Genomic DNA, 14,140 nt, shown 5'->3' with positions numbered 1-14,140 from the left:
GCGGTGGGCTGCACCCACCAAAGCCCAGCTGGACTGGAGCACCTGGAGCATGCCCCCCTACTTCGGCGGCGGTTCCTGGTATAGGTCGCCGGCATACTGCCCAGGAGGGGGACTGGATGCCCAGGACGGTTTCTGAAGGTTTTGCCGAGTTGCTTGCCCGGATCGAGCCGAATCCAGGGGAAGTGATCGCCCGCAGATCGCACGGGCGCAGCATCAAGCAGGCACTCGTCGTCGCCTTCAAGAAGCTCAACAGGCTCGAAGTCATCGGCAGCCACACCCGGGAAACCGCCATCCGCTACCACTCGGACGTGGACTACCTCGCGGTGATCAGCAAGGACGACGTGACGTATGGTGGGTCTGTGGTGCGCTCAAGCACCGTGCTCACGAACGTTCGGAAGGCGCTCGCTGCCCGGTTCAAGACCACCGAGATTCGCAGCGACGGTCCCTCCGTCGTGGTCAAATTTCAGGGAGGCGAGGGTGCAGTGGATGTGGTGCCTGGCTTCTGGCACGGCACGACTGGACAAGATGGCTATCCCGTGTTCGCCATCCCTGATGGAGCGGAGGGGTGGCTTGACACCTCGCCGCAGCGACACAGCAAGTACCTTGTGCTGAAGGGCTTGGCCTCCCGCAACAAGCTCAAAGGGACCATTCGCCTCCTGAAGGCTTGGAAGTACGCGCGCAGCCCCAATATCCCCTTCCTCTCCTTTCACCTCGAGCTGCTCCTAGCATCCACAGGCACCTGCGAAGGCATCAAGGGCTATGGAGCCTGCCTGCGCGATGCCTTCAGGCTCCTGCGGGACCGCGAAGGGCGTGCGCTGAATGACCCGTTGGGCATCTCCGGTCGAATCCCCATCGTCTACACGGCTGCGCAAGCGCGCAGCCTGGTGAACCACGCCTCGCATGCGGCCGAGCACGCGGATGCCGCGCTCTGGGCCGAGGACAACGGTCGAATCGACGAGGCTTTCCGGCAGTGGCGCATCGTCTTCAACGACGGGTTCCCTGCCCGCCGGTAGGAGGAGTACGGTGAGCGTCCCCAACGACATCAGCCTGCGACAAGACCTCGAGGAGAACCTTGAGCGACTTGCTGCCCAACGAGCCCTCTACTCGCGCGCCAAGGCGGTGCGCGGAGCGAGTGTGCTCGTTGTCACCCTCTTGGCAATCGGCTCACTCCCCGTGGCGATCTACTGGCCGAAAGCATCGGCAGCATTGGGGCTCTTCGCCCTGCTCTGGACGCTCGTCGAGTTGGTGTTGCTCGATGGACTGGAGGAACAGAACCGGCAGAAGGCAGCGCTCATCCAGGAGGACTTCGATACGCGCGTCTTCGGACTGCCCTGGAACCCGGCTCTTGGTGTACGGCCGATACCGGAAGCAATAGTGGATGCTGGAAAACCCGCGAAAGGGGACCCAATCCTCAAGGGCTGGTACGCCGACGCGGGCCCTCTTCCGAGAGCCCTCGCAGTTCTAGCCAGCCAGAGAAGCTGCGTGGCCTGGGACCACCGTGCCCGGCATCTCTACCAGTTCCTCCTTGCCTCCATCGCCCTGGTCCTGGTGGTCGCGGCAGTGGCGCTGGCTCTAGCGACGAATCAGAGCCTCTCCAGCTTCCTCGTTGGCTTCGCCGTCCCTCTGATGCCTGCTCTCCAGCACACCATCAAGACCTTCAAGGCCCATCGCCGCGCAGGAGCAGAACAAGAACGCTTCATCGAAGAGCTCTCCTCAACCTGGGAGGAGGGAGTCACCAACGGTGGAGCCATACCCGACGCGAAGCTCCGACTTGTGCAGGACCGTCTCCTCTTGCTCCGGCGAGAGCAGACACCAGTCCCCGATTACCTCTACCGGTGGCTCAGGTCCCGGTACGAGGCGGCGATGCGCGAGGCCACCCAGCGACTGGTCTCTGAGGCCGTGGCCCGCCTCGCCCGCTGACGGACTCCTCTGGAGGATCAGCTCCTTGATGTCCCAGGGAGCTCCCCGGCCAGTTCCTGCTCCTAGCCCGCGCTATCCTCCTGAAGCAGCCTGTAGTTCTGGCACCCACACTGGTTTCTTGATTTGGTACCTGAAAACCAAGAGATTCCAGAGCCTGCTGCCGAAGTTGTCCTGCTGAGAGGACGCCTTGCCTCCTGCGCCCAAGCCGCCCTCCATCCACGAGCTCACGCCGCTCGAGTCCGGCGGAACGACAGCGCGGAGTGGCTTCGCCTACCAGGACCACGTCGCCGTCAGCTTCTGCATCGAGATGCTGGCCGACCGGCTCATCGAGTCTGTCTGGTGCGAGGTGCATGACGACCTGACCATCATCTGGAACGAGAAGGGCGTCCAAGAGGTCGAGTTCGTTCAGGTTAAGGCCGAGCGCCGCGATGCCTTGTGGTCCACTGCGGTCCTCTGTCGCCGCAGCAAGAAGGACAAGGCGGAGGTGCCCGGGTCGAGCATCCTCGAGCGCTCGATGGCGCAGGCTCGGTGTCAGGAGCCCCACCGCTTCCGGCTCATCACCGCGGCGGACATCCATACACAGCTCCGGGTGCTGACACACGCTCGGGGTGCTCCGCAGCGGCATCGCGACCATCCAGAGGTACGAGAGATCCTCAAGAGGATCACCGAAGTTCTTCAAGATCTTCATGTCGACGGTCCTGGCGGCCTGCTCTTCTGGCTCGAGTCGGTGCTGTGGGAGGTCCGTGGCCCCGAAGACGCCGTCCGTAACTCCGCGACGGTGCGCCTGACGGGCTACCTGCATGACTTCTTCGACATGTCGGCGCCCGATCACGTGCGCGAGGTGTACGACTTCCTCCTGCGTGCGGTGGACCGTGCGGCGTCCGCTCGCGTGCCGCCGCCCTTCGACGCGAAGAAGCTGCGCTCGCAGCATCTCCTGTCAGAGCTCAAGGCGAAGATCGCCGCTCTCAAGCAGCCATATACCGCAGCTGGCGGCAATCCCCTCCGGCGGGCGCTCACTCAGATGGGGATGGCGGAAGTGGAGATCGAGCACGTCCTTCAAGAGCACGCAGACCATCAGGCTGCCATCCGCCGCCAGGAGTACCTATCGATCCAGGGCGCTCAGGACGCCTTCAACGAGATCGAGGCTCTCCTTCACCGGCTTCGGCTGGAATACGAGCCTGGCCCTAACGAATCTCCCAAGGCCAGGTACCTCCGCTGCCTCAAGGCACTGGAGGAGCTCCATGCCTCCCTGCCAGCAGGCACACGCCCACCACTCACCTACTTTCGAGGGACGATGTACGAGTTGGTGAAGCGTGGTCTACACACCTTCGAGTGGGAGGCGTGATGAGATCCATCCGCAACCTGCGCGACTACCCGGCCGGGCTCCCTCTGGTGCCCGACGAGCTCGTCGAGTTCCATGCGGCGCGCCTGCTCCTCCTGCTCAAGGTGTGCGGTGGTACCAAGGGCAAGGCCAAGGGAGGCATCGATGGCCTGACGAAGCTGGCCAAGCTGGACTTCTTCGTGCGCTACCCTGCTTTCTTCGCTCGGGCCTGCGCCGAACGCGGGGCCCCAGTACCGACGGTCCTGCCCGCAGTCGAATCGAACATGGTACGCCACCACTACGGACCGTGGGACCACCGCTACTACCACGTGCTTGCCTATCTGGAAGGCAAAGGGCTGGTACGTGTCACCCGGGACGGAACCAAGCCCTTTCGTTTTCAGCTCACCGAAAAGGGGGCTGGAGCAGCAGAGCAATTGGGAGCCCAGGGACCGTTCCAGGAGCTCATGGAGCAGATGAAGCGCGTGCGCACAGTGCTTGGTGGCGAGAGTGGGACAGCACTCAAGGAACTCATCTACCGGCTGTTCGACCAGGAAGTGGCCGCTCGCAAGCTGGGAGAGGTCATCGAGGAATGACGGCGAAGATTCTCAACGTGCAGCGACTTCAGCGCTTCAGCGGTGATGTCTGCGAGGAGCTGGAGTTCGCCTCCGGCGTGAACGTCATCGTCGGCGAGCCCAATGCCGGCAAGACCAAATGGCTGCAAACGCTCGACTACCTCTTGGGGGATACAGGCACGGTGGAAGACGCTCTCGGGGAGGAGGTCGTCGCTCACTATGACCGAGCTCGCGTCGAGCTGCTCATCGACGGAGAACCGCTCATCCTTGAGCGCCGCTGGACGGAAAAAGGTGGCCGCACCAAGCTCCTCATCAACGATGAGTCGGTGCCCGCTTCCGAGTTCTCGGCCTTTTTCCTGCAGCACCTGGGCCTCCCGTTAGTACGGATCCCCAAGGGGGATCCGTACTCGGAGAACACGTGGCCAGACCTGAGCTGGCGCATGCTGCTTCGACACCTCTACCGGCGAGAAGACTCGTGGCATGAGTTCATCGTCAAGCAGATAGAGGCAGAACAGCACGCAGCCGTCGTACTGTTCTTGGGCGCTGCCCCTGCTGTGTTCTCCTCGGACTACGCACGGCTCGTCGAGGCCCAGAAGCAACAAACAAGGCTCGAGGCTCAGAAGGCCACCTTCGAGCAGACCGTTCAAGAAATCGCCCGCGAGATGGTCACCGTGGAGGAGGCCAGCGCCGGCTTCACCCGCGACTCGCTGGCGGCTGCCATCCGACAGCTAGAGGAACAGGTGGCAGCCGGACAAGCACAACGAACCGCGGCCCTGGAGAGTCTACGCCGTGACGCGGAAGCTGGCGCCGCGGAAGCGAGTTCATCCCAGGCAGAGACTTTCGCCAAGTACGGGACGGCACTTGAAGCCGCGCGAGCGCGCCGCACACGGTTGAAGGAGCAGGTCGAGCGCGGAACAGAGCGAATCGCGTCCCTCACCCTTCGGCTCAACAGCGCACGCAGCGAGTTGGCGAAGCTGGATCGAGCGCGGTCAGCAGGAGATATCTTGGGCCCGCTCCGCGTCACTCACTGCCCTGTGTGCGACCGAGCGGTCTCGCAGCAAGCTGCTCCTCCTCACGAGTGTTACCTCTGCCACCAGCCTCTCACTCAACCCACCGAGCCTGGCAAGTCCACAACCGCCCGGCTCGACTTCGAGCGACAGCAGTTGAAGGAGGAGGCATCGGAGTTGGAAGGACTCCTCGAGCGGCTCAAAGCCGAGGATGCCGAGGCACGCCTGCTAGGCCAGGATGTGGCGGAGGAAATCACGCGCCTCGAAGGGCTCCTGCGACCGGTGCGCACCGCGGCCGCGTGGATCTTGCCGCCGGAGCTAGCTGTGGCAGACCAAGAAACAGGGCGCCTCCAGGAGCGCATCCGCCAACTCCAGCGCATCGGTACGACGCTTGATAGGCGCGAGGAACTCGCACGGCGCGTGGACGCGCTCCGGCAGGACATCGCCAGGCTCAAGTCCGCGGTTCAAGAGAAGAAGGCTGAACCCGAGTTTACCGAGCTGGGCGACCGCCTGGCCGCGGCGATGACGGACTACCTCAACGCGCTGAATGGCCCGGACCGCGCACGCTGGGGGCCTCGCCAGGTGTCAGTCACGGTGACTGAGGAGCGCCTGCGCCTGCTCGTGGATCGTCAGCCTTGGCAACGCATGCTCGGCGCCCACCTGCGGGCCTACTTCTTCCTGGCGTACCAGTACGCGCTCCTCAAGTTGTGCAGGACAGAGCCCTTCGCCTACCCGGGGCTCCTGCTCATCGACTTCCCCGCCAACCTGAGCGAGATCGGCATCTCGGCACAGGAGAACTACCTGCTACGGCCCTTCGTGGATCTCCTTGAGCGCGACGAGTTCAAGGGGATGCAGCTCATTGCCGCAGGGCGCGCCTTCGCAGGGCTGCGCGGAGCACGGCAAATCGATCTCCCACGGCGCTAGGCAGTTTGACGTCGTGCCGCACTTATAGAGGAGCCCTCTCGGCATCGAGCGCATATCTTCGCGAGCCCTTAACAAGCCTCCACCGTCCGTTCCTCTTTGTCCGGAGGCTATCTTGAGGCCAGGCTTCTGCTCGCCACTAGAACTGAGGCAGGTTCGTCAAGTTGTCCTTCCTCGACTTATCCTGGTGCGTTCGGAGAGTGAGGTGCACGAAGGCGCCCGGTGCATACTCTCCTTCTTCGTTTGGATCCCGGACAGTGGTGATGAACGTATGGCCATTTAGGATTTCTCGCGCCACATCCTCGAAGGTCCAAATGCTTCCGCGAGGCATGTGCGCCCTGCCGTCGTCGACATGGACCTTCAGAGCCTTAATGTGAGTACCGCTTGAATCATAACGAACCGCAGAGATGATGAAATCAGCCCACTTGGCCATGGTCCCTCACTAGATAGACGGCAAATGCTACTGTTAGCCTTCGCTCAACAGAGCCCTGAAAGAAGTCCTCGGGAAGCGTCCCGGCGGGGCGCTGGGAAGCCCCCCAGAGCCCTGGAAAATTGACCTGAACCTCAGAGGAGCCCCGAGGGCTCGAGCCAAGCCCAGCGAGACAACGGGAGGTCCTGGAAGGCATCGCCAAACTCACTCCGCTTCTAGATCCCTCCACTCTCCGAAAGTGCCCAGCCCGCGCGAGGTGTCCGCCTCACGATAGCGGCCATTCCGGACATCGACTTGGTAGGCGCGATGGGCAGCAACATCCACATATAGGTCGACCTTCACAGCTGTTCCATCGCTGTTGCAGAGATCCGGGAGGGCGACGTGCTGCGGATACCAAGCGACTCCATTTTTCTTGAGGGACGATAGGCGCATGGCGCAAGCCTAGCAGCGTAATCGCTTGAGCCACAGAACATCCTCGACACCTCTGGAATCGATGTGCGACTGACTTCAGAATCGGAGATGGGGCTCGCTCACGAGTGGTTGTGCTTGGCGAGATGAGGCTCAGACTTGGTCCGGCAAGAGGACGGGTGACGCGGTATTCCAGCCGTTCCTCCAGCCTATCCGCTTGCACGGAAGCACCCATGCGTTCATCGAGATGATCTCCTCAATGTCGCCAAGAGGATGGTCACGCTCACCGTGCGGGCCTACGCACCGACGCCCCTGTGGGGGCAACGTCCTCTGACTGCAGCGACGACTCTAGAGAGACGGTCTTCACCGGCTGAGCGCCAGCCTCAAGCGCCCGCTCGACGGCAACTTCTGTGCCGTTTACAGCAACCAACTTGCGGAGCTGCTGAAACTCGGCGCACCACATCGTCTCCATATCGCGGTCCCGTCCAGCGCCTCGGGGTGTCATTGGACGGTCGGAGCCCACGAGGCGCATCTGCACTCGCGCCGCGTCGGCAGGTGCTCCAAGTTCGACCCCATAGTCGGTCGCCCCGGGCTTGCGCACGATTATCCGCCCCTCCTTCGGCCAAGCCACCACCATCGCCTCGCGTACCTCATAGCCCAGCGCGGCCAGTCCTCCGAGGACCGCCCGGCGCCGGGCTGCTGCGGCCATCTCCCGCCGCTCGACCTCCAGTGTCACGCGTGCCTCCTGGAGAAGTCCCTCGGTGTCCTTGATCTGACCTCCTTCCAGCGCTACGGATATACGCGCCTCAAGCGCGAGCGTCGTAGGGGTACCGAGGGCTGCCAGGCTACACCGCACTTCTCGTAGGCTCGCGACTGCGACCTCGCGTGCCTGCCGTGCACGTCGGTATGCGCCGACGTCAAGCATGAGGGCGTCGGTCAAGAGTGCTCGACGGCCCTCTTGCACCTCCCGCGAAATGGCGGCGGCCCGCTCAAGGAAGGGACGCGCCACCTCAGGCTCCTCTAGGGCCTCGACCTCGGCAAGCAGCGCATTAAGTCGGACGCTGGGATCGCTGGGCGCCGCGCGAGGTCGGGCCTCCAGCCACTCGGCAAATCGCTGACCGGTCTCCCCTGCACCGAGACGCGCAGCAAGCTCCCGCTGAACTGCCGAAGTCCCGGCGCGCGGGGCTGGGGCAAGTTGCCGAAATGCATCAGTCAGGACACCCTGCATCTCCCCAAGTGCCGCCTCGTCGGCACTCTGAACTCCGTCTGCTATCTCCCTAAGGCGCTTTGGCGGCTCTCGCCCGGCGGCCTCGAACGCCGCCAAGAGAGTGCGGGCAGCCCCCTCCGTGCGCTGGCGCTTCGAGCGCTCAGCCTCAACGGACGCCACGGCCTGTGCCCGGATGCGGTCGCGCTCTGACACCAAGAACGCGATTTCGAGGGGCACCTGTCCTTGGAGCGCAGCCCACTTGGCCTCATCGAACAGCCGCACCATGCGCACTCGTCGCTGCTCAAGCCCCGCTTCGAACGCCTCGTCGAGTGCTCCATGGCGTCTCGCGCAGCGCCTCAACTCCTCGAGCGCATCCACTAGGAGCTGCAGCTGTTGTCTCGCCACAGCCTCCAGTTCCTCGCGCGTGACGACCCGGACAACCTTTGGCCCGCTCATGAATGTCCCTCCCCACGTAGTGCCGCGTGGATGGCCTCCCGAAGCCGCCGCCGCTCCTCCCCCGCTTGGTGGTACCACGCGCGGGAAGACACCCGATGCACCTTAGGGATGGACCGGGAGAGAACCCCCGGTCGCCAGATTTCTCGCGCCCGGGCCCGACTCAGCAGCTCGTGGCGCGGCGCATCACATTCGATGGCAACCCCGAAGAGCCGCGTTCGGGGGTCTACGATAGCGAAGTCGAGCCCGAAGGCATCCCCATCGTCTTTCGGGACTGCTTCATAGCCAAGTTCCCGGATGTAGCCAGCCACCGCGGCAGTGAACCCATCGGGGTCGACTTCCCTATCCCGTCGTGCGCCCGCGTTGGCTGAGAGCCGTGCCGTTGCGCCACGCGCCAGCTTGAGTTCGCCCGCGCTGATCCTATGGGCATAATCGAGATAAGCCTGTAGGTAGTCGCGCGGCTTGTCCGGCGCGCGTCCGCTCGCCAGCATGTCAGAGACTTCGCTGACCGGAATGGAGGTGACGAGGATTACCTTCTGACGGGCACGCGTCACCGCAACGTTGAGGCGCCGCTCCCCACCCGCTTGGCCGAGCACACCGAAAGAGCGCCGGAACGCCTTGTTCCTGTCGCGCCCGAACGTAGTGCTGAACACGATGACATCGCGTTCATCACCCTGCACGTTCTCCACGTTCTTGACGAAGAAACCCATGTCCTCGCCATCCTGGACGCGATCACGCTCCAGCTGGTAGGCGCGCTGGAATCCGGGGTCTTTCTCTGCGCGTTGTTCAAGAACCTCTTCAACAAGGTCCGCCTGCTTGCGGTTGAAGGTGACGACGCCAATGCTAGGGCGACTCTCGGGCGCTGCCGACCACACCTCGGCGAGTAGATCGACGACGCGCTGGGCCTCCGCCGCATTCGTCTGGTCCGCGTAGACGCCTTCGACCCGCAGCACTTCGATGGGGCGCACGCGTCGGACTTCCGCCTCCGGGTGACGAGCAGGCACGCTGAGGCGGTTGCCATAGAAGGCGGCGTTCGAATAACCGATGAGTTCCCGGTACCTCGACCTGTAGTGAATCTGGAGCGTGGTGGTCGGCAGGACGCCTCGGCCAAGTTGCAGCAGGTCCGGGCAGTCCCTCACCTCGCGCCGGTTCCAAGTCTCCTCGTAAGCGGACCTCTCAGCTTCGGTAGCCGCCTCGTCGAGTTCCTCCCCGTCGAACTCCTCATCCTCATCGCCGTCGATGCGGCTGGCGAAGAAGCTCGTCGGCGGCATCTGTTTCTCGTCGCCACTTATGACGACCCGGCCTGCGCGAAACAACGTCGGCACGGCGTATTCCACGGGCATCTGTGAAGCCTCGTCATAGATGACGAGATCGAAGAGCCGGGCCTTCAGCGGTAGCAATCGGCTGGCCACATCCGGGTTCATGAGCCAGATGGGGCGCAGATGCATGAGCCCAAGATCTGCCCCCTGCTCGAGAATCTCACGCAGTCGCTTCATCCGCGGACCGCGCAGCCGAGTGATGCTATCCCAGGCCACCGGAGTGCTCAGGCGCGTGCGATCAAGATCGACTGCAAGCAACTGCCGGTTGAGCTCGCGCATCGCCCGGTCGCTGTCAGCGAGGCTCTGCACCCTGCGCTCGAGTTCCTGCCGTTCGAGCAGCAGTTCGGGCCTTGTTTGCTCCATTCGTGCCTTCCAGCCAAGAAGCGCCTCTCGCCGGATGACCCGGCGCACGTGCTCCTCCAGCATGGCCGAGGGCAGCGCCCTCAGCGCATCCTCACGGTCGCGCAGAGCCGCGAACACCGCCAGCGCCTCTGGGTCAAGCCCCTTCGCCCGGACACGGAAACGTTGAAACGGCTCCAGCGTTCCCAGTGCCTTGACGATTTTCAAGAGCATCTCGGTCGTGGCCCTCCCCTGTGTGATGCTCCGCGCGCAGCCTGCGATCCAACTCTCCTGGAACCACTTGGCAAGCGGCGCGAGAACGGTGCGGCTCCGCGTGCGGGCAGCATGCCGCTCGAAGGCACTGTCGAAGGCCCCTCGGAGGCGGCGGTAGCCCTCAGGCGTCCCCGAGCGAGCCATGTCCTCGGCCTCTACTGGGCGAGGGCACACCCGAACCGCAGCGACAGCGTCCTTCACCGGGCGCAGCCTGGCCAAGAGATCGTCGACCTCGCGGCGGAGCATCCGAAGTGACGCAGGAGCTTCATGGACATCGAGCTGCAGTGCCTCCCTGACCTCGGCAACTTCACGGCGGACCGTCCGCAGTTGCACTTCGAGGCCGAGCGCCTGCCGCAGCGCGACCATTCGAGTTTCTGTCGGCTCCTCCCCATGACCAGCGAGGAAGGTGCGCAAGCGCCGACGCTGCTGCCAGCGCCCTGGATTGAGCCGACCCCAGAAAGATACTTCGGCCGTCGCGCGTGTTGCGGTATCGAGCCACGCCCTGAGTTCCCCAGGCGGGAGAGCTGCCAAGATGCTGAACAGCGCACTGTCATGGGCGCGCTCGTCGAGCCGGCTCAGGGTTTCCCCGGCCCTCTCCAGCGTCTCGAGGATCTGCGTCCCCAAGACTGCGCCGTCGCGTCCCGCTATAAAGAGATCGAGCCAGGCCGCAAGCTGGGCTCGCGTCTCGGGGGACATCACCTCGAACAGCCGCCCATGCTCATCAAGCCAGGCGCGGAGGGGCGCAGGATCGTCAACGTCGAATGTGCTCGGCCGCGCTAGGAGATCGCGACGCTCTGTCTCTGCCTTAACGAAGAGCGTAAATCCCCGAAGAAACGCCTCATTCACTCCCTTGTCGACGGGAAAATTGCTGAGGACGCTGAGGGGACTGCCCTCAAAGCGGGATTCGAGCCAAGGCGATGCGAGGGGGCCGCATACCTCCTCGAGCCGGGAGACTCTTTCGTGATCGAGATCGGCAAGGCGCAGTCTCAGCCCAGGAACATCGACTGGGACGCCGCCCGTCTCTAGGCCGACAAGTTCTCCCAGGAGAGCCCGGTAGCTCAGGCCAGTTACACCATCTACCGTGTGTAAAGCTTGGTGGTGCCGATCAATCTCCGCCTCCAGGGCTTCAATACGCCCAGCCAACCCTGCGCGCTTCTGCCGCAGAGTCGCAGCCCGCGAAGGATCGGCATTCCGGACTGCCTCCACCTGCTCGCGTAGGGCACGAACGATGGACTCCCTGTCCCGGTTGACATCGACGACCACGAAGAGGCGGTCCCCGAGCCTCTCCGCGGCAAGTCGCTTCTCGACAACCCGTAGTGCCGCCTGCTTCTGGCAAACGACAAGGACCGACTCGCCCCGGCCAATAGCATCCGCCACGATGTTGACGATGGTCTGGCTCTTGCCCGTACCAGGAGGCCCCTCGACAAGGAGGCCCGGAGCCATGCGGGACCGGAGCACGGCCGCCTCCTGCGACGGGTCGCTCTCGACTGTGAGGAACCGGTCGCGCTCCGGCACCATGCCGAGCGGCGCGCCAGACGGCGGCTCCGCCGAGACACGCAGGGCCGCCTCCAATCCCGTTCCTGCAGGAGGCATACGACGCATCTGACGAAGGTCTTCGCTAAGCGATTGGCCGGTGAACTCGGCGTTGAAGATCGCGGCGGCACAGGCGAGTTCCCGTGTTCCAGCAGGCAGCTTGACGTCCTTGCTAGGTAGCCGGGCGAGCCTTCTGGCACGTGGGGTTGCGAGCGTACCGAAGAGGTCCATCACATCACCCAGGCGAATGGAAGGGCGCGCAAGGAGCTCATCCCGCGCTGCCTTCCACTTCGCGAACTCCGCAGCCTCAAGGAGCCCCTCAAGTGCTGGGTTTAGGCGGACCTCCTCTCGCTCGCGGTCGAAGACAAGGGTCCCGAGGCGACTGCCGCTCTGGAGCTCAAGCGCGACGGGCCACAGCAGAACGGGGGCGATGCGGGGCGCCGCGCTCGCTGAACTCTGACGACCGTGGCGCAAGACGAGGAAGGGGAAACCGAGGTAGCGCCCATCAATGCCTGTATCGCGGCGGAACGTCAGCGCGTGGTTGACCAACTTCCGCATGCGGCTCTCAACAGGGCCGTCAGTAAGAACTGCTGGGTCAAGAGCTACGGGCGCCTCGGTGCGCCCAAGCACGTGATCGAGAAGCGCTTCAGCTGGACGATGCGCCGTCCCAAGCTCAGTCAGGTCGACGCGCGGGGTGGTCTTGCCGATAAGGAACCGGACGAGTGGTCCTCGTTGGACCGAGCCGGCAACGCGCTTCTCGAAGAGTTCGAGCAGGTTCGCGACGTACTGCTGCTTTGGCGGCTCCTTCCACCTCTCTCGCGGCACGGCGAGCAGGACAACAGCACGCTCAAGGAGCATGCGCCGCTCGACCCGGAAAGCGTCAGCCCACTCGTCCACCCGCACGATGCCGCAGCGCGCGAAATTAGCGACCCTCGCATCAGCCTCCGCGAATACCTCGCGCCGGGAGCGCACGAACCACGTCTCTGCCTGCGCTCGGTCGAGTGTGACTCCGGTGCGCAGCGCGAGTTCCGCAGCCCGGTCGAGGAGCTGAGCGAGGGGGGTGAACTGGTGGAAGGTCGCGCTGACCAGGAGGATAAGATCCTCGTCAGTGAGCCGCGTCCGCTCGACGATGGACGACAGCCCGGCGTGGTCGGTATCGGGGTAGATGCGCCGGAGGGCTGTGCGCTCAGCCTCCAAGTTCGCCCTGGAGGAGGCCAGAAGAGCAACGCGTAGGCGCTCCTCATCTAGTTCGATCTGAAGTAGCCCGGCGCGCTCGCGCACTGCCTCCGCGCGCGTTCGCATCCGGACGAGCCATGGCTCACGCCCCATCTGCTCCAGGTGGCGTGTGACCCCTCCGGTGACGATGGCGTACCCTTCCTCCGGATGAGCAAGGAGCCATGCGGGGGTAACGATGTCCCCAGCCCACGTAAGGGGCAGGGCGGGATTCATCGCCATGAGGACAAGTGCGTGGCGGAAGTCCTCTGGGAGGGACTCATCAGAGGCAAGCCGGCGGACCTGCGCCCGCACTTTCGGGTCAACCCCTCGCTCTTCCAGCCATGTGCTAACGGCGCCGCGCAGGGTGAGGCTCCGGGCCTCCTCCCAGTTCTGCGCCTCTGCGGCCGCCAGAGCAAAGAGCTCTGGCCGGCTGAAGGCCCGCCTCTTAAGCGTGAAAGTTGGCCCCGTTGTCTCCGCAGGTGAGGCAACCCCGTCCTCGGACGCCTCGACCGGTTCGCCCGCAAGCCACGCCTGCACCTGGGGCCAGGACCAGCGCTTCAGCGGGTCGCGTGCAAGAAGCCCGCGCAAAAGAACCCGGAGGGACGGATCCAGTTCCGCAGGGACGTCAACGCCCCGAGTCACAACATGAATTTGGAATGCCCGGTCATCGACGCCCGTGAAACACGCGCCACCGGTCGCATGCTCGAGCAGAATCATCCCTAGACTCCACCAGTCGCTGGCGGCACTCACGGCGCCCACAATGACTTCGGGGGCTGAGTAACGGGTCAGCCCCAAGGGCGCGACCGATTCCAGGTCGAAGTCCGACAGCCGAGCGGAACCGAAGTCCGTCACTACGAGATCGAGCGGCTCGCGTGTGCGCAGAAGAATCGTCGTGGGACGAACGTCGCGGTGGCGCAGCCCCACCTCGGCAAAGCCTGCTAGCGCCCGACCGAGTTCGTCGACCATCCGCCGCAGGTCCGCTGGATTGCCCGCCGCGAAGAACCCCGCGTCAGCAAGCGTTCCCCCGTCGATGTGCTCGAACACTTCGTAGGCGTGTCCCTCGTGCCGACCGATGGCCAGGAGTTCAGGAATGTGGTCCCGCGGCATTCTCCGCAGCACCTCACGCACCGCCGGGTCTGGCTCCGCCCCTGCTGCGTAGAGGGTAAGCAGCGCGCGATGACCTCTTGAAGCATCCTCTACAAGGAACCGTTCCCATGGGCCA

8 protein-coding genes are annotated in these 14,140 nt (G+C 64.2%); 5 read left to right on the top strand and 3 right to left on the bottom strand.

Going from position 1 to position 14,140, the window contains the following annotated elements:
• Positions 1-116 precede the first annotated feature (116 nt).
• The 5 genes from SYV04_RS26170 (at position 117) to SYV04_RS26150 (ending at position 5,744) form a co-directional block, all read left to right on the top strand.
• Positions 117-1,013, top strand: coding sequence for an SMODS domain-containing nucleotidyltransferase (locus SYV04_RS26170; RefSeq protein WP_321548625.1), 897 nt, complete (start codon positions 117-119; stop codon positions 1,011-1,013).
• 10 nt (positions 1,014-1,023) lie between these two features.
• Positions 1,024-1,920, top strand: a complete 897-nt coding sequence (locus SYV04_RS26165) for an S-4TM family putative pore-forming effector (protein ID WP_321548624.1) — start codon at positions 1,024-1,026, stop codon at positions 1,918-1,920.
• 187 nt (positions 1,921-2,107) lie between these two features.
• Positions 2,108-3,265 carry a dsDNA nuclease domain-containing protein gene (locus tag SYV04_RS26160; protein WP_321548623.1) on the top strand — a complete coding sequence of 386 codons (1,158 nt, stop codon included), beginning with the start codon at positions 2,108-2,110 and terminating at the stop codon, positions 3,263-3,265.
• Positions 3,265-3,834, top strand: a complete 570-nt coding sequence (locus SYV04_RS26155) for a hypothetical protein (protein WP_321548622.1) — start codon at positions 3,265-3,267, stop codon at positions 3,832-3,834. The genes SYV04_RS26160 and SYV04_RS26155 overlap by 1 nt, the downstream gene beginning before the upstream one ends.
• Positions 3,831-5,744, top strand: coding sequence for a hypothetical protein (locus SYV04_RS26150; RefSeq protein ID WP_321548621.1), 1,914 nt, complete (start codon positions 3,831-3,833; stop codon positions 5,742-5,744). Before SYV04_RS26155 ends, SYV04_RS26150 begins: the two co-directional genes overlap by 4 nt.
• Positions 5,745-5,880: 136 nt before the next feature.
• Here the strand turns inward: SYV04_RS26150 and SYV04_RS43795 are convergent, their stop codons facing one another.
• The 3 genes from SYV04_RS43795 to SYV04_RS26140 form a co-directional block, all read right to left on the bottom strand.
• Entirely contained in the window at positions 5,881-6,174 is a 294-nt protein-coding gene (locus tag SYV04_RS43795; RefSeq protein WP_422723972.1) for a DUF3892 domain-containing protein, read from the bottom strand.
• 688 nt (positions 6,175-6,862) lie between these two features.
• Positions 6,863-8,242, bottom strand: coding sequence for a hypothetical protein (locus tag SYV04_RS26145; protein ID WP_321548620.1), 1,380 nt, complete (start codon positions 8,240-8,242; stop codon positions 6,863-6,865).
• Positions 8,239-14,046: a protein kinase domain-containing protein gene (locus tag SYV04_RS26140; protein ID WP_321548619.1), complete on the bottom strand. Its 5,808-nt coding sequence runs from the start codon at positions 14,044-14,046 to the stop codon at positions 8,239-8,241. Before SYV04_RS26140 ends, SYV04_RS26145 begins: the two co-directional genes overlap by 4 nt.
• Positions 14,047-14,140: the final 94 nt, after the last annotated feature.

The sequence above is a fragment of the Hyalangium ruber genome (genome assembly GCF_034259325.1).
In the GTDB taxonomy this organism is placed as follows: domain Bacteria; phylum Myxococcota; class Myxococcia; order Myxococcales; family Myxococcaceae; genus Hyalangium_A; species Hyalangium_A rubrum.
This window is presented reverse-complemented; position numbering and strand designations above follow the sequence as displayed.